This window comes from Paenarthrobacter nicotinovorans (assembly GCF_007670255.1).
GTDB lineage: Bacteria > Actinomycetota > Actinomycetes > Actinomycetales > Micrococcaceae > Arthrobacter > Arthrobacter nicotinovorans_B.
Window position 1 is genome coordinate 34,777 of record NZ_SZVS01000016.1, and the last position, 26,888, is coordinate 61,664.

Sequence of the window (26,888 nt, forward strand, 5' to 3'; positions counted from 1 at the left end):
GAAGACTGCGTAACCCTAGTCCCATCGCTGCTGCCCCCAAGGAGTAAGAAAGCATGACACAGACTGAGTTCTATTCGGATCGGATCAACGGTCCGACTCCTCGAATCCACGAACAACTACCGGAGGCAACTTCCAAGGGCCTTCTCCATCTTTTCATCGCGACTATTGAAAAGAATTGGTTTGCCGAGAGATTTCCTGAGCAGTGCGACGATGGGAACGGGATCTGTGGGACGAACGGTGCGGCGTTGTGGAGCAACGTTCAGGCGCTCATTCCCGGACTTGAAGAGGGGGAGTACGGCGGTTTTGTCTACGAGCAAACGGACGAGGTCACGTTTGATCTAATTGAATACGCGGCTTCCCGGCTATCAAAGGCTGAAAACAGGGAATGGCATGGCTTCATGAAGCACCATGAGCTCTCCTTTGATGAGAAGGCCGGGCGTACCGCTTTTCGGGAGGAAGTGAACGCCATCCTTCACCGTGGCGGGACCATGTTTGAGCTGTCCCCTGAACTGCAAATCACTAGGACCGGAACCCCTGCTGTGCGGCAGGTCCTTGAACAGCTGACTCCGGCAAGCGGCGATGACGACCTGGACAAGCTACTTCTCCATGCCAAGGAGCTATTCATTTCCCGTAGGGAGAAGGACCGCGGCTTGGGCCTAGACAAACTGTGGGACGCCTTCACACGTCTGAAGACTGTTGACGTCCAAGGCAATAAGAAACAGAGCTCCAGTGTCCTCCTGGAGAACATCGACAATGAAGCATTCCGGCAGGTGACGAGCGCTGAAATGATGACGCTGACCAAGCTGGGCAACGACTTCATGATCCGGCACCATGAAACCGGCACCCACACAGTGCCTTGCGAAGCCTACGACTATCTTTTCGCACGGCTCGGATCACTCATTGTCTACCTACTCAAAGTAAGCGGACGTCTGGGCCAAAGACCCACTTATTCACAGGCTAAGTTCGTCCTTTGATGAGTCAGTGTTCAACCAGGCATCTCCCGTCCCACTCTTCCGAAAGAGAGCACCGTGACTGATAAACCGGCAAAGAGGAAGCAGGTCTTCGTCATTTCCCCCATCGGAAGTCCGGGCAGCCAGCCACGAAAGCACGCGGACTTGTTCCTGAAGTACATCGTTCGTGAAGCTCTGCCTGAGTCGGAGTACAACGTCGTACGGGCCGATGAGGAAGATTCACCGTATGCCATCACGGAATCAATGCTCGGACGCATACTCCAAGCGGACCTTTGCGTTGCCGACATAACCGGCCTCAACCCGAATGTCATGTACGAGCTAGCCCTAGCCCACGCGGCAGCTAAGAAGGTGGTCATTATGACCGCTGATGAGGGTCCTATTCCATTCGACATAAAGGACAGTCGAGTTGTGAAGTATGGGCTCCAAGTGGACGAAGCCCAGGAGGCAGTGAAGCAGCTCAGGGATAAAGCAACACATGTCCCGCCGCCCGGCTCCTTTGAACAGATGCTGAACCCTGTGGCTTCGGCTTTCCGGGAATGGACTCAACGGCAGCAGGTCAGTACTGCCGAGGGAGGAACTGATAAGGCCTTGGTGGCCATCGTTGAAAAGCTGGAAGAAAAAGTCGAACGCATTGATTCAAGGACCAGGCCAGCGAAAACCGGAACTTGGAAGGACGCCCCCGCACCCTCCCATGGGTCATTTCCGGACCTTCAGGATGTTGAGGGCTTGCTGGGTTTCCTGCGAATCCAAACAGAAGGACCCCACAGGGTTCTGGTGTTTGATCTCTTGAGAAGAGGAGAGGACCTGAAAGAAGCAATCGAAAAAGGCGGTCCAATCCCGGTGAAGAGCCTTACTAACTGGGCGTATGAGGTTGCGGACTTTAGGGACAATCTAGCAACACCTCCGCCCTTTGGGTTCAAATTTCAGGACCCCTCCTAAACGGCGGGTTACGGGCACCCTGGATCTCTGCGGTGACACGCCGCGAGAAGTGTGCTCACACATGTTGCACGAATCCAATGTTGACGGTGACCGAGCGGTAGGTCTGAGAGCCGAGAGGAGCTAACGATGAGCATTATCGGCCTTACTCTGACGTTGGCCAGGTTCGAGGGCGCATTCTGATGAAGAGACTAATCGTGGGTTTCAGCCTGGCGCTCTCAGGCTGGGTCTGCGCCGGGATTTACCTCATCCTGGCTGCCCAGGCCCTTGGGAAAGCCGTGAATCAGGGAAATTGGGCATTCGCTGGCGACGCAGCCTTCATGCTTGGTCTTGGTGCCGTGAGTTGGGGAGTGATGCTGTCTTTGGCAAGCCTATTAGGGATCCGGCGCCCGCGGATCATGAGAAAGAAGAGCCGATGAGCCACATCGAAACTGTGTACGTAGTGACGGACCCGCTGCCCACCGTCGAGGAATCCGTTAAGCAGCTCGCACAGCGACTCGACAAAAACCTCAAGGATCTCGTGACCGTATTTAAGGAAGCGGGGGACCAGCTGTGGACCGCTGAACCTGCCTCGCACACCGTGACGCCGGTGCCTGCCGTGGAACGGCGGCCGGCGGGGATCATTGGGCATGAGAATGTGCAGGTCACGCACTACATCGCATCTGCCCTAGTCATGGTCTCGTTCCAGGAGCAGATTGACTGAATGCGGATTCAAGCGTCGGAAACGGATTTGTTCAAGTGACGGTGGCCGCCAGAAGCAAGCTGGCGGCCACCGCTCCCGCTAGGGGATGTTGTGCCAGAACAGGCGGACAACATCAACGGCTAGCCTGATGATGTTGACTACCAGGTTCCAGGCGCCCCATGGTTCGTCACGTTTCCGTTTGGATTCCATGCCGGCACCTCCTCCCGGAGGAACAGGGCACGGTACGCACGTGTTTGTGGGCACAACAACGTTGCACCCTACGTGCGTAGGGCCATAGACTCAAAGTGTGGCGTTCGAGGCTATGTCCCTCTTACCGCACCAATGAGCGCACCGCTCAGAACAAGGACCCGAGTGCAATCGGGTCCATTGTTCTTTAACGGCACCCCAGGCTTTTGCCTGGTGATTCAAGCGTAACGGGGAAATCAGGGCTGCCTGGGTTATTAGCCCACCCAGACAATAGTCGGCACGTCGCGGCCAAACATGTTAATGACAGCAGGGACGGGGCCACCGATGCGGCGCCCTTTTCATTGTCGTAGGCACATGTCACACTTCCTGTCAGGGAACCCTGACGGGAAGGCGAGACGCGTGGGATGGACATCAAACGACTACCAACATGAGGGCTGGGTGGCGGCCGTTGCGCCCGACGGGCGGCTCACAGGGACTTCGACCGGGGCGGGAATGCTGTTCCACGGGATCACCGGGCACTACAAGCCAGCAGGCGAATTCCACCCTGACGAGGAGATCGTTCCTCACGACCTCATCATGAGCTGGCGGGGGGCCTGCACCTGTGGGTGGCAAGGAGAGCTGTGGCAAAGAGTACTCACGCCTGAAGAGGCCGATTTCGGCTCCCGGCGAGAATACTGCCAGCCAGGGGACGGAGCTTTCGTTTCCGAACATGTGGAGGAGGCTGTCCAGGATGAGTGGATGGTCCACCTCGCACCATCTGAAGCGATCCTCGGTGTCGAAGCCGCCGCCAAGGAACACCGTCAAGCCGGGCACCGACTGGACAAAACCGTCGCCGCCGCGAAGGCAGCCGGCGCTTCCTGGACCGACATCGGACGCGCCGCAGGAATCAGCCGCCAAGCCGCCCACGAACGCTGGGCCGACAAATAGCAGGCCGGAGGTGCACCCGGGTTCGAGTTTGACCCAATATCCGTCGAGGATCCACGCCACCACTACATGTTCCTGGCCCCCGTCGGAGCCTGATGGCCCGGCGAGCAGGCTAGGGGAATGGGATGTAGGTTAGGAGTCTAGGAGCTTTGTTGGACGCCCAGCCGACCCTGACTCGCTCGCCTGGTGAGTTCACCCACGCGAACGTTATGTCGTCCAGGTGCTCCATCAGGGATTCGACGCGTAGGGCATCACGGTTGTCGATCCCCACGTGAACGTGCCGCGCTTCTTCACCGGTCTCGTTGGTTAGTAACCACGTGCCGCCGCCTGGTCGGCCTGCCGGTTCGAGGACCCAATCTCCGGAATTATCAATCTGCACGCTTTGAATTGTGCCAGTACCTGAAGTTTGTGCGCGCGTGAGCACCCAACGACAGGGTGCCCACGAGGCGCGGGAAAAGGTTGCGGATGACACTGACTCGTTGCGTCAAGGTCCCAGAAAGCTCATTGGTGGCGTCTCGGAAAACTAAAGGTTTACGAGACGTAAGCGGGCCAGAGTTCTGGAATGTCGACGACGGAACGACGAGTCTGATTCCCGGGATTTTTCTCCGCCCTGGTATGCCTCGACAAGTCGTCTCACTATAAAGTGTCTCGCTTGCCCTAGGCATGGGTGTTAATGAGGCAGAATAGCGGAATGAGGATGCTCGGGTACACGCGAGTCAGCACAGCCGCCCAAGACGCGCAGCTACAGTTGGATTCATTGCAGTCTGCCGGGGTGCAACGACGGGATGTCTTCTCTGATGTGACTTCGGGGAGTAGGGCTGCTGTCGAACGGCCGGGGATGAAGAACCTTCTTGAGTATGCCGAGCCGGGAGACACCCTCGTGGTATGGCGGGTGGACCGTCTGGGCAGGTCTTTGATCGATGTGCTCAACACAGTGAACCTACTGCAGGGCAGGGGGGTGGCGTTACGTTCCCTGTCCGACGGGATTGATCCCACCACAAGTACAGGCCGGCTCATGCTCAACATGCTGGCCACCCTGGCTGACTACGAACGCGAGCTAATCACCGAACGAGTGAACGCCGGCATCGCCGCTGCTAAGGCAAACGGGACCAAGTTCGGTCGGCCTGCCGTGGATCCGTCAGTGATCGCCGGCAAACTCGCAATTGCGGAGCAGGAACGGGCTAAAGGACGTACCGCAGAACAAGCCGCCCAACTCGTTGGCTGGAGCCGGGCGACCCTGTACCGGCACCAGCAGGCCAAGTTCCGCCTCGCCCCTTAATGCTGTCGGTGAGTTCCTTGTAGAGGGCGTGGACGGGGCCTTGGACACTTGGGCTTGTCAACGGCCGTGAGGCCAGCGACGGACCCCTTTTGTGCAATGTGGAACAATCATTTTGTCCGGTAGACCGGGCTGATGGACGGGATTGTGAGGTGATCGGGGTGCTCCACGCGATACCCCGCGTCCGCCTCTGCCGTGCCACGCGCAGCATGATTGCCCTCTTATGTGGAATGGCGCTCCTGTTATGTGCGCTGGGTGGCAACTCAACTGGTATGAGTCCCAGCGGCCATGGGGCAACGATCCACCATTCCGCTGGCATGGCGTCCGCTTCGGTCTCGATGGACGATATGCCGTGTACTGCGGCACCGGAATGTCCGATACAAAGTGGACGTTCAACCCCCTCGGAGGCGGCCCCGATCCTGGCGCCAGCCAGTGTGCCCGCTTCCATGGGTTATTCCGTCGGCTTTGAGAGGGCAGAGGTCTGGGACCTCTGCTACGCCTCTCCCTCTCTGCCGCCGGACCTGTCGCAACTTTCAATCCTGCGAACGTAAGCACGGGAACCGGTCGCCGTTCTCCTGGGTGCCTTCATCCGGAGACCCCCGGCCGGCGGCCAATGGCCGCTCACCTTTTCCAGCTGTGCTTACCTTCACCATCAGGAGTTCCTCTTGTTCCGCATGCCATCTTCCCGTGCCACCGCAGCAATCGCTGTTGCCGTGGCCGGACCCCTGTTCCTTGGCGCCTGCAGCGCCCCTCAACCTGGTCCAACTTCCCCCGATAAGTCATCGACAGCACCGGCACCTGGTCACGCCCACGGAATCTACGCCAGCACCGATGGCAGCAAGGTGCTTGTGGCTACGCACAACGGGGTACTGGATTACTCCACGGGAACACCGAAACTGGTGGGCGAAGCCAATGACTATATGGGTTTCACCGGCGACGGAAACGTGTTCTACGCCTCCGGGCACCCCCGTCCCGGATCCAAGCAAATTAATCCGCTCGGATTGGTCCGCTCCGAAGACTCCGGAGCAAGCTGGACGACGCTATCAAACGAAGGGATTTCCGACTTTCACGCCCTGACCGTCACCCGGGACGGCGTGGTCGGCTACGACGGAGGACTGAAAACCACCACAGACTTCAAGTCCTGGTCACCGACAGGTGCCCAGCTCAAGGTCGCGGCTCTCGCCGGACGGCCGGAGACTTCGACTGTCCTGGCAACTACCGAATCAGGAGTTCAGCGATCGACCGATAGCGGCCGGAGCTGGGTACCTGTAGCCGGCTCCCCGATTGTCCAGTTCGCCTCCCTGGCATCCCCGGACGTCGCCGTCGGTGTTGCTCCGGACGGCAGCGTGTACACGAGCTCCGACGCAGGCTTGACCTGGACCGAAACAGGCTCGATTGCGGGTGAAGTCGAAGCGCTCTACGCGACGGCCGACACCGGCGGGGCCGTATCCGTGTGGGTCTTTGCCAGCGGAGGCCTCCAGGTCTCCCGTGACGGCGGAAAATCGTTCTCTGCCTTCCGCCCGTAGCCCCGATACCGGCGTGGCCGGGCTGTTTTTCGTTGCCGGCCACGCCGCAGGCGCCCCCTTTTCTTGCACCTGACACACAGGAGAACCATGAACAAGCTACAACCCCTTGAAACCGATGAATCCAGCATCCCGACCGCCGCCCGGGCCCGGCCGTTCGCATGGCTGCTCCTGATCACGGGTACGGTGGGATGGGCCGCATCCGCCACCCTCGTTCTTGAAAAACTGGAAAAACTCAAGAATCCCGGCCACGCAACCGTGTGCGATGTAAATCCCTGGATCTCCTGTGGTCAGGTCATGGAAACCTGGCAGAGCTCCGTGTTCGGATTCCCCAACATGTTCATCGGCATCGTGGCCTTCGCCGTCATCATCACCACGGCCGTCGGGCTGCTCGCCGGGGCCCGCTTCGGCCGGTGGTACTGGATCGGGCTGCAGCTTGGCGTCACCCTTGGGTTCGCCTTCGTGGTCTGGCTGTGGAGCCAGGCCCTGTACGCCATCGGCATCCTATGCCCTCTATGCATGATCGTGTGGGCCGCGATGATCCCACTCTTCGTCTGGGTGACCATCCGCAACCTCACCCACGGAATCATCCCGCTGCCTGCGCCGGTGTCCCGGACCATCAAGGACTGGGGCTGGATCATCACGGCCCTTCTTTACGTCGCAGTCATCGCGTCAATCTTTTTCCGGTTCCTGTACCTCATCGTCCCCTCCAACATGTAGGAGGGGACACCACCTAAATTGGTGGTTCCGGCGGCACCGGGTGGCCCTTTCACGACTCCGCGTCTGTACTGCTGGTGAGGGCTTTTGAGGGGGCCGAACCTGGCGGGCGTCGGTCAGCCGTGGGTGTGCAGTGGTTTGCCGGCCAGGGCGAGGGCCGCTTCGCCGATGGCGTCGTTCTGGGTGGGGTGGGCGTGGATGAGGCTGGCGACGTCCTCGGGGTAGGCTTCCCAGTTGACCATGAGCTGGCCTTCGCCGATGAGCTCGCTGACCCGGGCGCCGAGCATGTGTACGCCGATGATCGGGCCGTTCTTTTGGCGGATGAGTTTGATGAAGCCGGCGGTCTGCAGCATCTGGCTTTTGGCGTTCCCGGCGAGGTTGTACTCGACGGTCTCGATGCCGTCGGCGCCGAATTCTTCCTTCGCCTGGGTCTCGGTGAGGCCGACGGAGCCAGCTTGGGGCTCGGAGTAGGTTACGCGCGGGATGCCGGATTCGATGATGGGGGCAGGCTTGAGGCCGGCGATTTCTTCGGCGACGAAGATGCCTTGCTGGAAGCCCCGGTGGGCCAGCTGGAGGCCGGGCACGATGTCCCCGATGGCGTAGATGTTGCCGACGCCGGTGTGGAGCCGGTCGTTGGTGGGCACGAAGCCGCGTTCCATGGGGATGCCGGCGTCCTCGTAGCCTAGCTTCGCTGTGACGGGGCCGCGGCCCACGGCCACGAGCAGCACGTCGGCCTTCAGGGTGTTGTCGTTCTGGGTGGTGACGGTGACGCCGTCATCGTTCTGGGTGACGCCGGCGAACATGGTGTTGGTCAGGAACTTGATGCCGCGTTTGGTGAAGGCCCGCTGGAGGCCTTTGGAGAGGGATTCGTCCTCGTTGGCGATGAGGCGCGGGAGGGCTTCGATGATAGTCACGTCGGTGCCGAAGGAAGCCCAGACGGAGGCGAATTCCACACCGATGACGCCGCCGCCGAGGATGACTGCGCTCTTGGGGACGTAATCCATTTCGAGTGCCTGTTCGGAGGTGATGACCCGGCCGCCGATGTCCAGGCCGGGCAGGGATTTCGAGTAGGACCCGGTCGCCAGCACAATGTTTTTGCCCTGGTAACGGGTGCCGTTGACTTCCACCGTGTCAGCGGCGGCGAGTGTGCCCCAGCCCTGGATCAGGTCGACGCTGCGGGAAGAGACGAGGCCTTGGAGCCCTTTGTACAGGCGCGAAACGACGCCTTCCTTGAACTGTGTCACCCCGGCCATGTCGATACGGCCGAGGGTGCTCTCCACGCCGAATGCTTCACTCTCGCGGATGGTGTCGGCTATTTCTGCGGAGTGCAGCAGGGCCTTGGCCGGGATGCATCCGCGGTGCAGGCAGGTTCCGCCGAGTTTATCGCCCTCAACGAGGGCCACTTTCATGCCCAGCTGCGCCCCGCGCAGGGCAGCGGCGTACCCGGCGCTGCCGCCTCCGAGGACTACGAGGTCATAGGTCATGTTGTTCCTCCCGGTGGAGCAAGTCGAGGGGCGGTCCCGCTACTGACAAGGGTCGTGGCTACAGGGAATGGAAGGGTCGTCGTGGTGGCCTGCCTGCCCCGCCGCCATGAAAGGCACCGCCTCTACACGGCGTCCAGAGTGTGAGTCGTGTCCCGATAGTATGCTCAATGCCGATTCTTTGGGGGAGTCTTTTCCCGGACCGCATGATTTGATTTGGGGCCGGTGTGATGTTTGTCGAACGATTGTCACCTGAACATCGGGGTAGGCTGCGATACCGTTTGTTCCGGTCGTTTAGGGAGCAGGGTCCGGCACTGTGGCACCCGTTTCAACTTTGGACCGGGGACGGGATCTGAGTGTTTGGAAGAGGGCCAGGCCGGCGATGAGGACAAAACCGGACACCCACGTGTTGATGCGCACCCCCAGGATTGTGTTGGCGTAATCGGAGCGGAGCAGTTCGAAGGCAAACCGGCCGGCCGTGTAGAAAACGACGTAGAGCGAGAAAACCGCCCCGGCCCCAAGCTTGTATTTGCGGTCCAGAAACATCAGCAGGGCCGCTGCGGCCAGGCACCAGAGGGATTCGTAGAGAAAAGTCGGTTGGAAGTAACCGATGATCGCAGGTGCGCCTTCCGGCGTCGCAACTGCTTTCCCTGTAGTTGGGTCCATCGCATGGATCTGGAGTTTCCATGGCAGGTCCGTGGGTGCGCCGTAGATTTCGTTGTTGAACCAGTTTCCCCACCTACCCAAAGCCTGCGCCAGGAGCAGTCCGGGAGCGGCGGCGTCAACGAACGCAGCGAAAGGGACTCCGGTGCGGCGGGCGCCAATGGCTGCCCCGACGAGTCCGAGGGCGACGGCGCCCCAGATGCCGAGTCCGCCTTCCCAGATCCGCAGGGCACCCCAGGGGTCTTTGCCTGGGCCGAAGTAGAGCTGGCTGTCAGTGACCACGTGGTAGAAGCGGCCGCCGACGATGCCGAAGGGGACTGCCCACATCACGATGTCCAGGGCCTGCTCCTGCGTGCCGCCCCTGGCTTTGAGGCGGCGGACGGTGAGCCAGGTGCCGACAGCGATGCCTGCAAGGATGCAGAGGGCGTAGAAGTGGATCGTCAGCGGGCCGAGTTCAAAAGCGCTCATCGTTGGCGAAGGGATAAAGATATCCGGTGTGGAGAACGGTTTCATGGGTCAGCTCACTACGATTCGGTCATGGGAAGGGGCAATCCCGGGGAGGGATTCTTGTCGGCACTGCCCTTCCGGGCAGGTTGTGGTGGTCCGGCTCGGGTGATCACGGAAGCCGCCGGGGCCCGGCGTGCCTTTTGCCGGCAAGCGTGGTCGGGTACCGGCGGCGCCATTACAGGCCGGAGTAGGAGTGCAGGCCGTTGAAGAACTGGTTCACGATGGTGAAGTTGAACACCACACACAGGTAGCCGATGATCGATAGCCAGGCTGCGCGGGTGCCGGTCCAGCCGCGGGTGGCCCGGGCGTGCAGGTAGCCGGCGTAAACGACCCAGATCACGAAGGTCCAGACTTCCTTGGGGTCCCAGCCCCAGAACCGGCCCCAGGCCTTCTCCGCCCAGATCGCACCGAACATCAGCGTGAACGTCCAGCCAACGAACCCGAGTGCGTTGATCCGGTAAGAGAGGTTCTCCAGACTCAGGGCCGAGGGTACCAGGCGCATGAACCCAAGCTTGTCCTCGCGCCCGGCCGCGAGCGTCTTTTGCCGGCGTGACTGCACCAGCTGCAGCGCCGACATGGCAAACGTCAGGGTGAACAGGGCCGAGGACAATACGGCGATGGAGACATGGATAATCAGCCAGTAGCTCTGCAGCGCCGGCACGAGGTGGCCCACGGGTGTCCAGTACGCCACGGACGCGGCCACCAGCATGATGATCACCAGGCCCACGACGAAGGTCCCGAGGAAGCGCAGGTCGCGGCGGATCAGCACCAACAGGAAGACGATCGCGGCGACGAAGGCACCGGTGGTGAGGAATTCGTACATGTTGCCCCATGGCACCCGGCCCGCCCCCAGCGCGCGGGTCACTACGCCGGCGCCGTGGATCAGCGCACCGAGGACCGTGAGGGCCACCGCCACACGGGCCGGGACCCGCCGCCCGGGGACGTAGCGCATGCCCGCCCCGGCGGTGTCCCCGGCGCCGCCGGCCTCAGGTGCTGTTGCGCCGGCAGCCGAGGATGGGCGCTCCGCCCGGCCGGCCGGGCCGCTGACACTGGAGGCCGCCCGGTCCACGGAAGCGGCGGTGCTGATTCCGGCGCTGACCGGAATCCTGGCAGGTGCGGAGGCGTGGGTACGTGCGGCGGCTGCGGCTTTGAGGTCCACAGCGCGCAGGGCCTTGCTGCTGCGGGACAGATCCCAGGCGAAGGCGATGAACGCCACGGTGTAGGTTCCTGCGGCCAGGAGCATGAACAGCTCGCTGTACTGGCCCATGGCTTCGTTGATGACGGGCACTAGTGCTCCTTCGATGTTGGGGCAGGGACTGTCGCGGCAGTAGGGGCGGAGCCGCCCCGGGAGTCTTCGATATTCCAGCGGGCGGCAAGCCCGGCGCGGATTGCGGCGGCTTCGGCCGCGAGACGGTGGTCTTCCCCGCGTGCCAGCAGCCCGTATTCGATCATGGTGCGGCCGTCCTCATGCGCGCCGGCGCGGAGCCAGGCGCGGCGGCGGTTCACGTACAGGGAGATGATCAGCCCGGCGACGGCGACCACGGAGAAGATCAGGACACCGTCCTGGCCCGGGACAGTGCGGATGTCCACCCCGATGTAGCGTTTGAGCCCGTCGAAGCTGATCGAACCTTTGCCCTCCGGCAGCGTGTAGCTCTGCCCGGGCCCTAGGACAATCCCACCGGCGGGAAGATCACGGCCGTTAAGTTGGGTCAGGTTCTGCACGTCCAGGTTGTAGACGTTCTGGGGTTTGCCGGTGTCGAGCCCGAGATCACCGTAGTAGGAGTTCAGATTCAGTTGCGGGTTCAGCGGGTCCGGGTCGAAGCTGTAGGACACGCCGTCCTGGTTCTTGATGGCCGAGGGCAGGAAGAACCCGACGAAACCCAGCTGGGAGGGCGCGGCGTCCGGGGCCTTGAGGACGACGGTGGAGGTGTACACGGCGTCGTTGGGAACGGAGACGACAGGGCCGCTGAATGCGGTGTTCCCGGCTCCGTCCTTGACGGTGACGACGGGTGCGTAACCGTTGCCGACAAGGAAAATGCCGGTTCCGCCGAAGTAGACCGGTTCGTTGACTTTCAGGACCTGCTGTTGCGGGGGAGCGTCCGGGCCGTTCCGGGTCGTCACGGCCGCTTGGAAGTCGATGGGCTGGCCGAACTGCCGGGTGGATTCTCGGTCAAAACGGACGTCAAACTTGTCCAGCGTGACGGCGAACGGATCCAGCCAGGCGGACTGGAAGTTGGTCCCGGGTGTGAAGTTGTCGTAGCCGACAAGGGTGTTGACGAACGTGTCGCCTTCGATGATGATCTTTTGGCCCCGGTAGCCGAACAACCCCCCAACGGCCACGCTGACCAGCACTCCGATCAGGGCGGTGTGGAAGACGAGGTTGCCGACTTCGCGCAGCAATCCCCGTTCGGCGCCCAGCGAGGGCATCGCGCCGTCGGCGTCCCGGATATCGACCCGGTACCCGCGTTTTTTTAGTATCGCCGCGGCGTCCCGGACGGCGTCACCCGGGGCAACAGCGGCGTCCGCCGGGAGCGCGAACGTGCCATATTCAGGCAGACGGGACAGCCGCCGGGGAGTGCGGGGCGGCGCGGAGCGCACGGCTTTCCAGTGTGCGCGGGCCCTGGGGATCACACAGCCGATGAGGGAGACGAACAACAGGATGTAGATAGCCGAGAACCACGCCGAGGAATAGACATCGAAGAGCTGGAGCGCGTCGAGGATTTTTCCGTACTCCGGGCGGTCCTTGATGTACTGGGTGACCACGGCAGGGTTTGCCGGGCGCTGGGGAAACAACGAACCGGGCACCGCGACCACGGCCAGCAGCAGCAGCAAAAAGATTGCTGTCCGCATGCTCGTCAACTGGGTCCAGGCCCAGCGCAGCATCCCTGCGGGACCGAGCGGCGGGGGAACCGGCGGCGCTGCAGCGTCCGGCACGTCAGGTAGGGACATCGTTGCCTTCCAAGTTCGGATCATCAAACGGTGAGGATGCAAAACCGCATTTCTACCTTATGTAGAATTTTCGCTGGTGGGCGCCTCAGGCTCCCCTTCACCAACCACTACACATCCTGATAATATCGTTTAAAGACGATTGAACCGATTCCGGTGAACCTGAGCCCGAGGCCCTGTGTGAAACGGGGCGGGCTGGGGCTGGTTCGGCAGGTACGGGCCCGCGGCGTGGCCTTACCCCGCCCGGGACGCGGCGAGCTTGAACGATCCGGACCGACGAACGAGGAAGTCATTCTATGAACACCCCATCAGCCGGCGTCGGTCCGGCCCGGCGCAGCATTCTCACTGGCTTGGCTGTGGTGGCCTCCGCAGCCTTGGCCGCGTGCGCAGGACCGGACACCCTCGCCCAGCAGGCTGCAGCGGGAGATAACAAAAACTACGTTGCGGGGGACGGATCGGTGCAGGAGTATGGCAGAGAATCACGCGGTGCCCCGGTGTCCCTGGACGCCAATCTCTACGACGGCACCCCCGTCAGCTCCAGTGACTGGTCCGGCTCGGTCGCGGTCCTGAATTTCTGGTACGCAGCCTGTGCCCCGTGCCGCGTGGAGGCCCCGCATCTGGAATCGCTGTACCAGGAGTTCTCCCCGCAGGGAGTGAAGTTCCTCGGGATTAACGTCCGGGATGAGAAGCCGACGGCGGAAGCCTTTGAGCGGACCTTCGGCGTGACGTATCCGAGCGTGCAGGACAAGGACGGGAAGGTGCTGCTCGCCATGAGCCGTTTCGTCCCGCCCCAGGCGGTACCGACCACCCTTGTCCTGGACAAGGAGGGGCGGGTTGCGGCGAGGATTCTGGGTGGTCTCGACAAAAGCACGCTGAAAGCCCTGATCACTTCCGCACTCGAGGCCTAGGAAAAGCCGGGCTGGGTGGGTTCCTGGACTCTCCGTCCGACCGCGAAGAACTCCGGCCATGCCGGAGCGGAATGAGAGGAAGTTGACCGGCATGACAGTGAAGTTGCCTGAGGGTTCTTTGGCTCTTCTGCGTGAGGGATACACGTTCATTTCGAGCCGGTGCGACCGGTTCGGCGTCGATGCGTTCCGAACGCGGCTGATGCTGCGCCCGGTGATTTGCCTCCGCGGTGCGGAGGCGGCCGAGTTCTTCTATGGTGGTGGCCGGTTCGGCCGGGAAGGGGCCATGCCCCGCTCCGCCCAGCACCTGCTGCAGGACGCCGGCAGCGTGCAGTCCCTGGAAGGGGCCGCCCACCGGCACCGGAAACAGCTGTTCCTTGACCTGATGAACAAGGAATCGGTGGACCGTCTCGGGCAAGCCTTCGACACCGAATGGCAGGCGGCGGTGGAGCGGTGGCGGGGCAAGGGTGCGGTGGTACTCCATGAGGAGCTGCCCCGGATCCTCACCGCGGTTGCCTGTGAATGGGCCGGAGTTCCGGCAGGCCAGGCCGCAGTGGGCCACCGCGCCCGGGAACTGAGCCTGATGATCGAAAAGTCCGGCGCCCTGGGACCGGGGAACTGGTATGCGCGGTGGCGCCGCCGCGGAACCGAAAAATGGGCCGCCGACTGCCTTGACAGCATCCGCCGGTCCGGCCCGGACGCGACCAGGGATACCCCTGCCGCTGCGATCGCCTTCCACACTGACGAACACGGCAACGCCCTTCCGGTTGACACTGCGGCGGCTGAACTTCTCAATCTGCTCCGGCCCATCGTGGCTGTCGGCCGCTTCATGGTTTTTGCAGCCGTGGCACTGCAGCAGTACCCGGAATGGAAGGACATCCTGCACGCAGGCCAGGACGCGGACCTGGACTGTTTCGCACAGGAAGTCCGCCGGTATTACCCGTTCTTCCCCTTTGTCGGCGGCACAGCCCGGGAAGCGCTGGAATGGAAGGGCCAGACTTTCAAAAAGGGTCAATGGGTGCTGCTGGATCTGTACGGCACGAACCATGACGCCCGCATCTGGAAGGATCCGGAGAGCTTCGACCCTGTCCGGTTCCGCTCCTGGCTGCCGGACCCCCACACCCTTGTTGCGCAGGGCGCCGGCGACCCTGCCGCCGGGCACCGCTGTCCCGGCGAGGACATCACCGTGGACCTGATCCGACGGGCCATCAGGGCGCTGGCTGCGGAGACCCGGATGTCAGTACCTGCCCAGGACCTGAGCATCGACCTCACCCGGATGCCCGCGCTGCCCCGCAGCGGTTTCGTCCTCTCCGGGCGCCCGGGACCGCACTGACGCCTGCTCCGACACGGCACCGGGGGGACCGTTCGAACGCTGCAGAAGAGAGGCAGCGGTTGGCACATATCCGCACTTTTGGATATCATCGCTATATGACGATCGATACGAAGGGTGGCACCCGGTTGGAACCGGCCGCCGCATTGTTCCATTCCCTGGCCGACCCGGCCCGGCTTGCCATCGTGAAGCGCATCGCCCAGGGCGAGGCCCGGGTTGGAGACCTCACCCAGGTACTGGGTCTGGCGCAGTCCACGGTCTCCGCGCATGTGGCGTGTCTGCGGGACTGCGGTCTGGTGACTGGGCGGGTCGAGGGTCGAAAGGTGTTCTATTCCCTGACCCGTCCTGAACTGATCGATGTTCTGGCGCAGGCCGAAATTCTTCTGGCTGCCACGGGCAATGCCGTGAGCCTGTGCCCGGTCTACGGTGACGCTTCCTGCGATGCCGCGACCATCGAAGAGGAGGAACTGTGAGCGACGCGTGTGGATGCGGCGATGACAAGCCGGCAACAGAAGAAGGCGAGGAAGAAGCCGGGGGCTTCTGGCAGGTGACCGAGGTCCGCGCGGCCGCGGTTTCCGGCGCTCTGCTGCTGGTGGCATGGATTGCATCGCTGCTGCACGCGCCCGTGTGGGTCACCCTGCCGCTGGAGGCTGCGGCGCTGCTGGTCGCGGCGTGGACGTTCGTTCCCTCCACCCTGCGCCGGCTCGCCAAGGGCAAGATCGGTGTGGGCACGCTGATGACGATCGCCGCGGTCGGGGCGGTCATCCTGGGCCAGATCGAGGAAGCGGCGATGCTGGCCTTCCTGTATGCCATCTCCGAAGGGCTGGAGGAATACTCGGTCGCCCGGACCCGGCGCGGGCTGCGGGCGTTGCTGGATCTGGTCCCTTCCGAGGCCAGGGTGCTGCGCAACGGAACCGAAGTTACCGTTTCCCCGTCCGAGCTGGTGCTGGGTGAGACCATGGTCGTGCGCCCGGGCGAGCGTCTGGCCACCGACGGACGTGTCCTGACCGGGCGCACCTCCCTGGACACCTCGGCCCTGACCGGCGAATCAGTCCCGGTCGAGGCCGGGCCGGGAAGCGCCGTGTTCGCAGGATCCATCAACGGCACGGGCCCGCTGGAGGTCGAGGTCACCAGCACCGCGGAGAACAACTCCCTGGCCCGGATCGTGCATATTGTTGAGGCCGAGCAGTCCCGTAAGGGCCCTGGCCAGCGCCTGGCCGACTCCATCGCCAAAAAGCTTGTCCCGGGCATCCTGATCGCCGCGGCGCTCATAGCCGTCTTCGGTTTCATCGTGGGCGAACCGGTCCTGTGGATCGAACGTGCCCTGGTGGTTCTGGTGGCAGCCTCACCGTGTGCCCTTGCCATCTCCGTGCCCGTGACCGTGGTCGCCGCTGTTGGCGCTGCCAGCCGGATGGGTGTCCTGATCAAGGGCGGCGGTGCCCTGGAAACCCTCGGCAGGATCCGCACCATTGCCCTGGACAAGACCGGGACCCTGACCCGCAACAAGCCCGCCGTCATCGAAGTCGCCGCCACCGCCTCCTCCACCCGGGAGCGGGTGCTGGCCGTCGCCGCCGGCCTTGAGGAACGCAGCGAACACCCGCTCGCCCGGGCCATCCTCGCCGCCACCACGGACCGGGCCGTCGTCACCGGCCTCGACACGGTTCCGGGGGCCGGGCTTGAAGGAAGCATCGACGGGCACAGTGCCCGGCTCGGCCGGCCCGGATGGATCGCCCCCGGCGAGTTGAAGGAAACCGTCCGGCGGATGCAGGCCGGCGGTGCGACCGCGGTCCTGGTTGAGGAGCGCTCTGTCCTTATTGGTGCCATCGCGGTCCGGGACGAATTGCGTCCCGAGGCTCAGGCAGTCATTGAACGGCTGAACCGTGCCGGTTACACCACCGCCATGCTCACCGGGGACAACCGGCTCACCGCCGAGGCCCTGGGCAAGGCAGCGGGCATCACCGAAGTCCATGCCGACCTGCGCCCTGAAGACAAGGCGGAGATCATCCGCACCCTGAAAGGGCGGCAGCCGACCGCCATGGTCGGTGACGGCGTGAACGACGCCCCGGCCCTCGCGACGGCCGACACAGGCATCGCGATGGGCGCGATGGGCACCGATGTGGCCATCGAAACCGCGGACGTCGCCCTGATGGGCGAGGACCTGCACCACCTGCCCCAGGTCCTGGAACACTCCCGCCGCACCCGGCGCATCATGTTCCAGAACGTGGGACTGTCCCTTGCCCTGATCGCGGTGCTGATCCCGCTGGCGCTGTTCGGCGTTCTAGGCTTGGCGGCTGTCGTCCTGATCCACGAACTGGCCGAAATCGTTGTCATCGCCAACGGTGTCCGCGCCGGCAAGGTGACCAAGTACGGCACGATCCCGGTCGCCCGGGACACCGTCCCCAGCCTGGAAACGGCCCGGTGAGCACCCCGACACCGGTCCGGGACAGCGCCCGGTCCCGGCCGTGGATGCGGCGGGGCGGGCTGCTGGCCGGCGCGCTCCTGCTGGCAGGAGCGGACTTGATCATCAAGGCACAGGCGGAAGCGAACCTCTCCGGCGGAGAGGTGATCGAGGCCCCGCTGCTGACGATCAAGCTCCTGTACAACACAGGGGTTGCCTTCAGCCTCGGCGCCTCCCTGCCCACGGCAGTTGTCGTGGCCGGAACCGGGGTCATCGTCGCCGCGTTGCTGTCCTGGCTGACGGTCAGCGCCCCGAAGATGTCCGCGACTTCCTTCACGGGCGGGATCCTTGTTGCGGGCGGCGCCCTCGGGAACTTCATTGACCGGCTCGACGGGCGCGGGGTCGTGGACTATCTGCACAGCGGATGGTTCCCGACGTTCAACCTCGCCGACGTCTTCGTCACCGTGGGAGTCGCCGTCCTGGTGCTGGGAATGTTGCTTCCAGGTAAGGGGCAGGAGAAGGAGGCGTGAATCTGGGCGGATTCTTCGCCGAGGCCGTGCAGTCCGGAGCCCTGCTCCTGGCGGTGCCCCTGGCCGTTATTGCCGGTCTGGTCTCGTTCATCTCACCCTGTGTCCTTCCTCTGCTCCCGGGCTATCTGGGCTATGTCTCCGGTCTCGCCGGAACCGATGAGAAAGCCGCACGCCGGCGGACCACCGCCGGCGTGGGGCTGTTCATCCTCGGATTCGCCGCGGTCTTCACCCTGTACGGTGCCGCGTTCGGGACCATCGGGCTCTGGCTCGTGAGCTGGAGCGACCTGATCACCCGCATCCTGGGCGTGGTCGTCATCCTGATGGGCGTGGCCCTGTCCGGGAAAATCCCGTTCCTGCAGAGCACGGCGAAACTGTCCTGGAAACCGAACAGCGGCCTGGCCGGAGCCCCGCTGCTGGGCATCGGCTTCGGGCTTGGCTGGACCCCTTGCATCGGCCCGACCCTCAGCGCTGTCCTGGCCCTGAGCACCACCACCGGATCGGCCTGGCGCGGGGCTCTGCTGGGCTTCGCATACTGCATCGGCTTGGGCATCCCCTTTCTTCTGGTCGCCCGGGGTTTTGGCTGGGTCACCGGCACCCTGGGGTTCGTCCGCCGAAACATCAGAGCTTTCAATCTCGCAGGAGCAGCCACCCTTGTCCTGGTCGGGATTCTGATGGTCTCCGGTGTCTGGACCACCTGGATCCTGAGCCTGCAGAACCTGATCGGAACCTTCACCACACCCATCTGATCAACGAATCGCGCCTACGGACCGCCGCTACCGACTGAGAGGTACACGACATGCTTGGCACCATCGCAGCCGCGGCAGCCATGTTCGCCGCCACCAACATCGACGACATCGTTGTTTTGACCGTCCTGTTCCTGGCCTCAGCGAAAGGCCGCCCCCGCCCCTGGGAGATCATCGGAGGGCAATACCTGGGATTCATCACCCTGGTCGCCATCAGCATCCTGGCCGCCCTTGGGCTGACTCTTGTCCCGGACGAATGGGTGGGCTGGCTCGGCCTGGTCCCTCTGGGGATCGGCGTTATCGGCCTGATCCGTTTCCTGCGCCAACGCGGGGAAGAAGAGGAAGAAGGTGCCATCAACGCGGTCGGCCTGCTCAGCGTCGCCGGTATCACCATCGCCAACGGCGCGGACAACATCGCCATCTACACCCCGATTTTCCGGACCATGGCGCCGCAGGACACTGTGGTAACCATCGTGGTATTCCTGATCCTGGTCGCCGTGTGGTGCGCAGTGGGACGCGTTGTGGGAACGCACCCGAAGGTCACCGAAACCCTCGAAAGGGTCGAACACTGGCTGGTCCCTGCGGTGTTCATCGGGTTGGGACTGTTCATACTCCTCAGCTCCGGTGTCCTGCCCCGGCTGTTCAGCGCTTAAGCAGCAACGAGCCGGGACGAAACCGTACCAGGGCCAGGAGGAATCATGAAGGATGCACCGTTCGGGCTGTTGCTCGACGCCCCGGCTGAAACAAGGCAGCGCCGCCTGCAACACCAATGGGAGCGGCTGGCAGAGATGTGACGACGCACGGACCTGTTCCCCGTATATCGACCTGCATGCCTCCCTTGACGCTTCGGGAACCCTGTTCTCTCCGCCCACGTGACCGGGCAGGACCACAGCATGCCCGACGGACGTTCGGCCACCATCCTCGCGGACCTGCAGGCCTGCGTCGCCGAACACTTCGACGTGGCCATCGAGCATTCAACCTTCCAGATCGAACCCGCCGCCCACCGCGACCAGGAAAGCATCCACCACTGATGACACAAGCACCACCAAAACCCCGCCCGGCCGTCGACACCGCCAAAAAAGTCCGCATCATCGTATGGATCTTGATCGGCGCCGTCGTGGCCGCCGGGGCCATCTGGTTCGCCGTCTTCACGGCAACCAAACCAACCCCCAGCACAGCGGCACCCGTTGGCGGGGGACAGCTCGTCCGGGAGGACAGCCACCGCATCACCACCCCCGCCACCGAGAAGGCCCAGCTCGTGGAATTCCTGGACTTCGAATGCGAATCCTGCCGCGCCGCCTACCCGCTTGTGGAGGAACTGAAAAAGGAATACGGGGACCGGATCACCATCATCCACCGCTACTTCCCGCTGCCCGGGCACCGGAATTCCGGCACCGCGGCGCTGGCCGTGGAAGCCGCGGCCCAGCAAGGCAAATACGAACAGATGGTCGCCAAAATGTTCCAAACCCAACCCGAATGGGGCGAAAAGCAAGACTCCCAGGCCGCCCTGTTCCGCAACTACGCCCAAGACCTCGGCCTGGACGTGGCCCGCTACGACGCGGCAGTCGCGGACGAGAAAACCAAGGAACGCATCCGGCAGGACGTCACCGACGGCACCGCCCTCGGCGTCACCGGCACGCCCACGTTCTTCCTCAACGGCAAGAAACTCACGCTGAACACCGAAGAGCAATTCCGCCAGCTCCTCGACGACGCCGCAAAATAACCCCCGTACTGGAGCTACTATGTCCCTCCCCGCCACGCCCACCAGCAACTCCGGTCGCCGGATCCGCCTGGCCCTTGCCCTCGCAGCCGCAGCATTGTTTCCGTTTCTCGCCGTAGCACCGGCCCAGGCCCATGACTCCCTGACCTCCACTACACCAGCGAAAGACACCACGGTCACAACCGCGCCGTCCAGGGTCTCCCTGACCCTGTCCGAGCCGCCGACCGACTCAGCGTCCTTGAACACGTCCGTCATCAAGGTCACCGACAGCACCGGGGCAACGATCAGCGACGGTAAGGTCACCGTCTCCGGAGCAACCCTCTCCACAACCGTGACCAAGGGCGCGAACGGGCCCTACACAGTTCTCTGGCGGGCGGTCTCCTCCGACGGTCACCCCGTCGAAGGAAGCTACTCCTTCACCGTCCAGGACCCCACCCCCGTTGCCGCAGCCACACCGCAAGCGAGCCAACCGGCAGCCTCGGCCACGCAGACGCAGGCCACACAGCCAGCCGCTGCTGACAGCGCCCGCCCCGATGACAGCAACGGCCCAATAGTCGCGGCCCTGGCCGCCGCCGTGGTCCTGATCGTTGCCGCCGGGTTCTTCTTTTCCCAAAAGTCCCGCCGGAACGAACGATAAGGAATGACCATGAGCACTGATCATCCCGACCGCAAGGCCCCGGACCCTACGACCGCACATGATGGGAGGTATGCCCCCGTGAACATTGACGTGTTCCACATCGATGACTGCCCCAACACGATGATCACCCTAAAACACGTGGAAGATGCCCTATCCGCCCTGGGCCGATCAGACATTCCTGTCCAGCTGCGACTGATCGTGTCCCCAGCTGACACAGCCGGAACCTGCTTCGCCGGGTCACCCACGATCGCAGCAAACGGAACCGACATCTTCCCCGACGGGAGACCCGCCAGTGAACTCAGCTGCCGGGTCTATCAAACACCAGACGGACTCTCCGGAGCCCCGACCACCAACCAGATCATTGAGATGCTGAGGCATCATGACATCTGACCCGGAATTCCGATGCTCCTGCTGCGGCCGATCCCTGAAGCGGGAGAAACTTCACGCCCTCGGAGCCGAACCTGCATATATCTGCCGCAGATGTGCGTTCTGGGTTGCCTTGCGCCCACCGATGTCGAGCTGAGCACGACACCAGTCCCTCGAAATCACACACCGCCCACCGTTAAAGATCCGTCTTCAACGGTGAAAACAGCGGAAATACACGGCGCGTTGCCGGAACTACCGGATAACCCCGCCGAGGGCTACTACCAATGACAGAAGACCGAGGACGGGAAGAAGATCCCCAACTACCTCTTCTCCGAAAGCCGCTCCTGCTGGGCTTCGCCGGCCTGTACGAGTTCTTGCCGGACCCGGCCCTGCCCGAGGACGACCCCGAACGGTGGCTCCTGTCCTGCGCCGTCCTCACCACAACCACGCAGGACGCCCTGGACACGTCCATGATCGGCCCCCGGTCATCATCCCGAAAGACCGGCTCGCCGAATGGCTCGACCCGGACCGGACCGACAAGAACGACGTCCATATTTGGTCTGGATTGCCAAGAATGTTCCCGTATGGGAATTGAGATTGCATTTCTGAGTGTTTTCAAGAAGCCCCGATTGGGATTATGCTTTACATACCTCAACGTCCTTTGAGGCATGAGCGCCCCTCACATTTATAGGGGGCCTGGCTGAAAGGAGGTGGGCTGATCTGCAGAAATGTCAATCAGGAGCTGGCTAAAACGCGAGCAACCGTGCGACGCCTTGATTTGCTTAGGAAGGCACTCGGCGTCTGCACGGCTGCGGTTGTACTCGCTAGCGCAGTGAAAGACTTGATCGGCTAAGCCCATCAAGAGCGTGGTGGTCCAGTTGGAGCTGGGCCGCCACGCGGTCTTTCATCCACAAGAACCGCTCTACAGTAAGACTGTTCACACTCTCACGTGGCTACGCTGTACTCCTATACAGTATCGCAATCCTGTAATCGTGTAATCAATTTTTACCAGAAAAAATAATCACAGTGCCACATGATTAGGCATCCAGTTACGCCACTCAAAATTTTCCCGGCACTCAATAACGTGAGACAAAACTTTTTCCGTCTCTCACAAGTTGAGCTTTCATAGTGTACGGAGAATTGGCGTCGTGACTTAGCAGCTTCAAAAATCCTGACGATCCTCACCGGCAGCTAACCCGATGAAATAATAATCTTGCCTTCCACCATTCCGACGGAGTTACGGCGCCCCATTGGGGTAATCCCAAGCGAGAGGACGAGCACCGTCGAAACGTCGGCTCATCAATTACGCCCTGAAGCGGATAAGCCGCGACGGAAGGGGCAGCCTTCAGGACCAAGCCCCCGCCTCTCCAGCTCCACGGCCGCGCGGTGAAGCCCTAAAAGGCCAGCGCTACCGGTCCTGTTCCCGACGCTCCGGAATGGATTCTTCCGCATGCTGAGCCTCTTTGACGAGAACTGTCATGGCACGGACGGACTCAGCGTCATCTTGCCAGCGGCTCCCGTCACGGCTGCAGGCATGAAAGGACTTTAGGCCAGCCTCTTCGGCAACGCGAAGGAACTCAACCCGGGCCACCTCGAGGTCCGCCATCTGCTCACGGGTCAGCGGCTCAGGTGCCCGGGCTTGGACAGGGGCCGGTGCAGGGGAACGCGTTGATGACGATGTGGCGCGCCTGGTGAAAAGGCTTCTTAGTCCCACAGTCGATGTCTTCCTATCCAAGAGGTCGTCCCGCCGGCAACATGGGGGCGCCTCCGGCGAGACGTTTCCACCGTACCAACCTGCGCGGCACCGCAAGAGGATGCCGGTTCCCTGGCTTTTCGGGACCCAGAACGGGCGTCCTCTCCGCTTCGCTCCGTGGCCGGCTGTTGGGTGCTGCCGGTTAGTCGCAGGGCTCCTGCCCGTCATCACCTGTCGTGTCTACGACGATGCTCCTATAGTCGTCAAAATTGGCGTAGCGGTCGGCGTCAGTCTGACTTGTACCTTTCGAGGATCGCCTTCATCTGTGTGATTTCTTCTTGCTGAGATTTCACGATGGAGTCGCAGAGGGTGATGATTTCCGGGTCGGTGATGTTCGATTCCTCGCAGACGAGCAGTGCCCGGGAATGATGGGGGATCATGGATTTGAGGAACTGTTCGTTGCCGACGAAGGTTTCTGTGCGGCCCAGTGCGAACACGGCGCCGAAGAGCACGGCGAAACCGACCAGCATAGCGACGTTGGCTTTTCTGTTCTTGAACATGGACCACATGCCGATGATCATGACGATGGCCATGGCGGAGACCATCAGCAGCGCCATCCAAAAGTTGCTCAGGTTGAAGTAGAAGTGGTCGATTGAGCGGATCATTGACATCGACAGGACCCACATCAACGCCAGGCTGATCAGCAGTATCAGGGCGAATTTGAGATACATCCTGGATGAGTGGTGACCGCTTTTGTCGTTTCCGGCGCGTGGGCCGCTGTTGTGAGTTTCTGATTCTCGGTGTTGGTGGCTGGGTTGCTGCTGCTCGTGCCCGGCGGCGCTAACGCGAGGGGAGTCTGGCTGGTTTTGCGGGGTACTCATGTGAGTTTCCTTCATGTGCGTGGCCCCTTCCCTACACAAATCCGGGGCGGGAAGGGGCGCCAAGGCGTAGGCGGGGCGACTAGCCCAGCGAGGAGAGTAGTTCGTGGCACGCTGTTTCACAGCGGCGGCAGGCTTCGGCGCAGATCTTGCAGTGCTCATGCATTTGGGCGTGGCGTTCACATTCATCCGCGCATGCCTTGCAGGCGGTGCGGCATGCTTCCAGGACTGCCCGGGTGATGTTGGCGTCATACCCGGTGTGCCGGGACAGGACGTTGCCTGTTGTCGTGCAGATATCGGCGCAGTCGATATTGGTGCGAACACATTTGGTCAGCTCGGCAACCATGTCTTCACTGAGGCAGGCATCGGCGCAGGCCGTGCAGGTCTGTGCGCATTCGAAGCATGCCTGGATGCACTCGGCGAGTTTTTCCTTGTCCACGCCGCCCAGGTCCTTGGGGTAGGTTGCGAGCATGGCGGTCACGTGATGCGTCATTGTCTTATCTCCCTGTATAGATACAGCAGGCCGTTACCACTGCTGTGTAGCGATTTGTCGGGTCTTGCTTGGGGCGGCCCCGGGTTTCTTCAGCCGGCTACACACCGCTGATTGGGTCATGTTCGGGTCATCGCTGTAGGGGGATTTACGTCCTGCTGATCGATAGGACCGTCAAAGACGGTCTGAGGTGATCGAGTCGTTCCAAGGCCGGGTCAAACCAGCCAGGCGGGACGTGACTCGGCTGAGGTTCCCTCGCTTCGATCGGTGCAGAAGCCGCGGCCACGTTCTCGGGCAGAAGTCGGAGGGGCTGGGCAATCACCGCTTCGGTCCCGTGCTGATCGCTGCAGCAGGCACGCTGCGGCTCCGGCAGGTCAGATGGTGCGGTGACAGCCTTTGCCGTTGAAGCAGTGTCTTGAGCTGAAGTGGTGAGTTGATGGGCCTCGACGACGGCGGTGATCGTCTGAGAGGAACTCATTCCCATGGCCTTTGGGTGCTCCATCAACATGCAAAGCGCCGCGCAAAGGCTGAACGAGAAGACCAGCAACAGCACCACGATCAGCACCCCGCACAGCGTTCGTGTGCCGGGGTGAGTGCTGACAGCTGCTGATGCTGAAATAGATCATCCCTCCGGTCCTGCCGGTCTAAAGTCTCCTTCAACCCTAGTGAATGATCAGCATACTTACCAGTGTTGAGGGTGTTTCGGCAGGCTGTTCCGCTACTGGTTCGTCTGGTTGTTTTAGACGTTCGGCGCTGCAGATTGGTCCATTAGCCATTGCCGGTAGGTTTCTGCCAGGTCATCCTTCCGGATGTGCCCGCGTTCCAGTCGCGAAATGATGGAAACCCATTGGCCGAGTTCGCCGGCCACGGTCGTGATGGTGATCCCGAGTTCAGTCCGCATTTGGCGGAGGTCGGAGTTGTCGGGCGCCGGTCGGGGGTTGGTGATCTGGCGGTAAATTTCGCGTGCTGCGTAGCGTTTGAGGCAGCGCATTATTTCGCGCTTCCCTTTACCCTCAGCGGTACGTTTGGCCACGTAGTCCTTGGTCCGTTGGCAGGAGGCCATGCGAACCAGGACTACCTGATGCAAGGCGTTGTTGGCGCTGCGGTCGCCGCCTCTGCTGAGCCGGTGACGTGTGGTCTTTCCTGATGACGCCGGTACGGGCGCGACCCCGGCGAGTGACGCGAATTGGGCTTCGTTCCGCAGGCGGTCCGGGTTGTCTCCAACGGTGATTAGCAGCTGGCTGGCGACCTCGGTCCCGACTCCTGGGAGATCGCAGAGCATCGGAGCGTAGCTGTCGAGGATTTCCTTGAGTGCGGCGTCCGCAGCGTCGATTTCTGCTCCCAGCGCTTGGCAGCGGGCCGCCAACGTTTTCAGGGTCAGTAGGGTCACGTACTCGGGGTCAGCTAGGTGTCCCGAAGGCCTGGTTCGGTGTAACGCGGCGATCAAGGCGGCAGTGGGGAGCTCCCGATACTTGGCCCTGATTTTGTTCGGGGACGATACGAGGAGTGCCTTGATCTGGTTGATGGCCGCGGTCCGTGCCTTGAGGGCTGATGCCCGCCCGGAACGTAGGATGCGCAGGCATTCGACGGGGCCGTCCTTGGCCTTCGGGATCGCCTTCGTCCGTCCCTCGAGTACCGACTTGGCGGCCTGGTAGGCATCCAGTGGGTCGGACTTTCCCTTGAGTCGCCGGGCGGCCCTGTTCGGGCGGTTTACCTCCAGCACGGTGAGCCCTTCACCCCGAAGGGTCCTGGCGAGCTCGGCGCCGTAGGATCCTGTTCCTTCGACCCCAACGGCGATGACCGTGCCGTAGGAGGTGATGAAGTCGAGGATTTTCCGGTATCCGGATCCCACGGCGAGGAATTCCTTGTCCGCGAGGGGTTTGCCGTGTTCGTTGATGACGGCCACGTGGTGCGTGTCGGCGTGGGTGTCGATACCCGCAATGACTTTCGTTGGTTCGCTTGCCAAGATGGAAATTGCCCCTCAGTCGCGTCGAATGCTGATTGATCGGGCGCGGTCCAGGTGGGCAGACAAAACGGTAATGGGACTGGTCGTATCAGGCTCCTATGAGGTCATGCCCGCCTGGCTCGACACCCTTTGACGGACCTTGAGCCGGCTGACAGATCGTCGGAAAGACAGTGCCGGCAGGCACGTCAGTTTTTGGGTGGGCCACGCCGGCTCAAGGACTTTTCCAGTATTACCGTTTTTCGTGGCTGTCCTGGCGGATCATACGGTTCCGCTCCGGCTCAAGCTCCTGACCCCTCCGCAAGCTCCGGGGCCCTGCGGCACCGGAATTCTTCGACGGCGCTCCTAATTCGTAGTTAAGCGGCTTCCAGGTGACCAGGTGGTGGGGCTCTTCCCGGGGCT

Annotated in this window: 27 protein-coding genes; 18 read left to right on the forward strand and 9 right to left on the reverse strand. The window is 62.5% G+C overall.

Annotation, left to right across the window (positions count from 1 at the left end; translation table 11 throughout):
- The first annotated feature begins 53 nt into the window (after positions 1–53).
- The 7 genes from FDP28_RS19260 to FDP28_RS19295 all read left to right on the forward strand — a co-directional run bounded on the left by FDP28_RS19260 (position 54) and on the right by FDP28_RS19295 (position 7,239).
- Positions 54–974 (forward strand): hypothetical protein, encoded by a 921-nt coding sequence (locus tag FDP28_RS19260; protein WP_144663217.1) that lies wholly within the window; start codon positions 54–56, stop codon positions 972–974.
- Positions 975–1,028: 54 nt separating this feature from the next.
- Positions 1,029–1,910, forward strand: coding sequence for a hypothetical protein (locus tag FDP28_RS19265; protein WP_144663218.1), 882 nt, complete (start codon positions 1,029–1,031; stop codon positions 1,908–1,910).
- A gap of 412 nt (positions 1,911–2,322) precedes the next feature.
- Entirely contained in the window at positions 2,323–2,610 is a 288-nt protein-coding gene (locus FDP28_RS19275; protein ID WP_144663220.1) for a hypothetical protein, read from the forward strand.
- A 585-nt stretch (positions 2,611–3,195) separates the two neighbouring features.
- Positions 3,196–3,723: a hypothetical protein gene (locus FDP28_RS19280; RefSeq protein WP_144663221.1), complete on the forward strand. Its 528-nt coding sequence runs from the start codon at positions 3,196–3,198 to the stop codon at positions 3,721–3,723.
- A gap of 688 nt (positions 3,724–4,411) precedes the next feature.
- Positions 4,412–4,999, forward strand: coding sequence for a recombinase family protein (locus FDP28_RS19285; protein WP_144663222.1), 588 nt, complete (start codon positions 4,412–4,414; stop codon positions 4,997–4,999).
- A gap of 671 nt (positions 5,000–5,670) precedes the next feature.
- Entirely contained in the window at positions 5,671–6,522 is an 852-nt protein-coding gene (locus FDP28_RS19290; protein ID WP_397321070.1) for a F510_1955 family glycosylhydrolase, read from the forward strand.
- Between the two features lie 87 nt (positions 6,523–6,609).
- Positions 6,610–7,239 (forward strand): vitamin K epoxide reductase family protein, encoded by a 630-nt coding sequence (locus tag FDP28_RS19295; protein ID WP_144663224.1) that lies wholly within the window; start codon positions 6,610–6,612, stop codon positions 7,237–7,239.
- 113 nt (positions 7,240–7,352) lie between these two features.
- On the opposite strand, the gene lpdA is transcribed toward FDP28_RS19295, so the two are convergent.
- The 4 genes from lpdA to resB form a co-directional block, all read right to left on the reverse strand.
- A complete protein-coding gene (lpdA, locus tag FDP28_RS19300) occupies positions 7,353–8,720 on the reverse strand; it encodes a dihydrolipoyl dehydrogenase (protein WP_144663225.1) in 1,368 nt (455 codons plus the stop codon).
- A 291-nt stretch (positions 8,721–9,011) separates the two neighbouring features.
- On the reverse strand, positions 9,012–9,893 hold the full coding sequence (gene lgt / locus FDP28_RS19305) for a prolipoprotein diacylglyceryl transferase (protein WP_144663226.1): 882 nt from the start codon (positions 9,891–9,893) through the stop codon (positions 9,012–9,014).
- A gap of 169 nt (positions 9,894–10,062) precedes the next feature.
- Positions 10,063–11,175, reverse strand: a complete 1,113-nt coding sequence (ccsB, locus tag FDP28_RS19310) for a c-type cytochrome biogenesis protein CcsB (RefSeq protein WP_144663227.1) — start codon at positions 11,173–11,175, stop codon at positions 10,063–10,065.
- On the reverse strand, positions 11,175–12,836 hold the full coding sequence (gene resB / locus FDP28_RS19315; protein ID WP_144663228.1) for a cytochrome c biogenesis protein ResB: 1,662 nt from the start codon (positions 12,834–12,836) through the stop codon (positions 11,175–11,177). Before resB ends, ccsB begins: the two co-directional genes overlap by 1 nt.
- 293 nt (positions 12,837–13,129) lie before the next feature.
- On the opposite strand from resB, the gene FDP28_RS19320 reads away from it, so the two are divergent.
- The 11 genes from FDP28_RS19320 (at position 13,130) to FDP28_RS19370 (ending at position 21,486) form a co-directional block, all read left to right on the forward strand.
- Positions 13,130–13,741: a TlpA family protein disulfide reductase gene (locus FDP28_RS19320; protein WP_144663229.1), complete on the forward strand. Its 612-nt coding sequence runs from the start codon at positions 13,130–13,132 to the stop codon at positions 13,739–13,741.
- A gap of 91 nt (positions 13,742–13,832) precedes the next feature.
- Complete coding sequence (locus FDP28_RS19325) at positions 13,833–15,071, forward strand: cytochrome P450 (protein ID WP_260842543.1); 1,239 nt, start codon at positions 13,833–13,835, stop codon at positions 15,069–15,071.
- A 95-nt stretch (positions 15,072–15,166) separates the two neighbouring features.
- Complete coding sequence (locus FDP28_RS19330; RefSeq protein ID WP_144663230.1) at positions 15,167–15,541, forward strand: ArsR/SmtB family transcription factor; 375 nt, start codon at positions 15,167–15,169, stop codon at positions 15,539–15,541.
- A complete protein-coding gene (locus tag FDP28_RS19335) occupies positions 15,538–17,490 on the forward strand; it encodes a heavy metal translocating P-type ATPase (RefSeq protein WP_144663231.1) in 1,953 nt (650 codons plus the stop codon). Before FDP28_RS19330 ends, FDP28_RS19335 begins: the two co-directional genes overlap by 4 nt.
- Positions 17,487–17,996 (forward strand): signal peptidase II, encoded by a 510-nt coding sequence (lspA, locus tag FDP28_RS19340; protein ID WP_144663232.1) that lies wholly within the window; start codon positions 17,487–17,489, stop codon positions 17,994–17,996. The genes FDP28_RS19335 and lspA overlap by 4 nt, the downstream gene beginning before the upstream one ends.
- Positions 17,993–18,742 (forward strand): cytochrome c biogenesis CcdA family protein, encoded by a 750-nt coding sequence (locus FDP28_RS19345; protein WP_144663233.1) that lies wholly within the window; start codon positions 17,993–17,995, stop codon positions 18,740–18,742. The genes lspA and FDP28_RS19345 overlap by 4 nt, the downstream gene beginning before the upstream one ends.
- A 50-nt stretch (positions 18,743–18,792) precedes the next feature.
- Entirely contained in the window at positions 18,793–19,392 is a 600-nt protein-coding gene (locus tag FDP28_RS19350; protein ID WP_144663234.1) for a cadmium resistance transporter, read from the forward strand.
- A 240-nt stretch (positions 19,393–19,632) separates the two neighbouring features.
- The gene (locus tag FDP28_RS19355; protein ID WP_397321069.1) at positions 19,633–19,770 is read left to right on the forward strand and encodes a hypothetical protein; all 138 of its coding nucleotides are present in this window, start codon (positions 19,633–19,635) and stop codon (positions 19,768–19,770) included.
- Entirely contained in the window at positions 19,770–20,462 is a 693-nt protein-coding gene (locus tag FDP28_RS19360; RefSeq protein WP_144663235.1) for a DsbA family protein, read from the forward strand. The genes FDP28_RS19355 and FDP28_RS19360 overlap by 1 nt, the downstream gene beginning before the upstream one ends.
- A 19-nt stretch (positions 20,463–20,481) precedes the next feature.
- Positions 20,482–21,096 (forward strand): copper resistance CopC family protein, encoded by a 615-nt coding sequence (locus FDP28_RS19365; protein WP_144663236.1) that lies wholly within the window; start codon positions 20,482–20,484, stop codon positions 21,094–21,096.
- 9 nt (positions 21,097–21,105) lie between these two features.
- Positions 21,106–21,486 (forward strand): thioredoxin family protein, encoded by a 381-nt coding sequence (locus FDP28_RS19370; protein ID WP_260842544.1) that lies wholly within the window; start codon positions 21,106–21,108, stop codon positions 21,484–21,486.
- Between the two features lie 1,384 nt (positions 21,487–22,870).
- On the opposite strand, the gene FDP28_RS20905 is transcribed toward FDP28_RS19370, so the two are convergent.
- From FDP28_RS20905 to FDP28_RS19400, 5 genes are all read right to left on the reverse strand, one after another.
- On the reverse strand, positions 22,871–23,176 hold the full coding sequence (locus FDP28_RS20905) for a hypothetical protein (RefSeq protein ID WP_260842545.1): 306 nt from the start codon (positions 23,174–23,176) through the stop codon (positions 22,871–22,873).
- A gap of 266 nt (positions 23,177–23,442) precedes the next feature.
- Positions 23,443–24,036, reverse strand: a complete 594-nt coding sequence (locus FDP28_RS19385; RefSeq protein WP_260842546.1) for a DUF305 domain-containing protein — start codon at positions 24,034–24,036, stop codon at positions 23,443–23,445.
- Positions 24,037–24,115: 79 nt separating this feature from the next.
- Positions 24,116–24,526 carry a four-helix bundle copper-binding protein gene (locus FDP28_RS19390; protein ID WP_144663237.1) on the reverse strand — a complete coding sequence of 137 codons (411 nt, stop codon included), beginning with the start codon at positions 24,524–24,526 and terminating at the stop codon, positions 24,116–24,118.
- 145 nt (positions 24,527–24,671) lie between these two features.
- Positions 24,672–25,088 carry a hypothetical protein gene (locus FDP28_RS19395; RefSeq protein WP_144663238.1) on the reverse strand — a complete coding sequence of 139 codons (417 nt, stop codon included), beginning with the start codon at positions 25,086–25,088 and terminating at the stop codon, positions 24,672–24,674.
- A gap of 174 nt (positions 25,089–25,262) precedes the next feature.
- Entirely contained in the window at positions 25,263–26,489 is a 1,227-nt protein-coding gene (locus tag FDP28_RS19400) for an IS110 family RNA-guided transposase (protein ID WP_144663239.1), read from the reverse strand.
- Between the last annotated feature and the right edge of the window lie 399 nt (positions 26,490–26,888).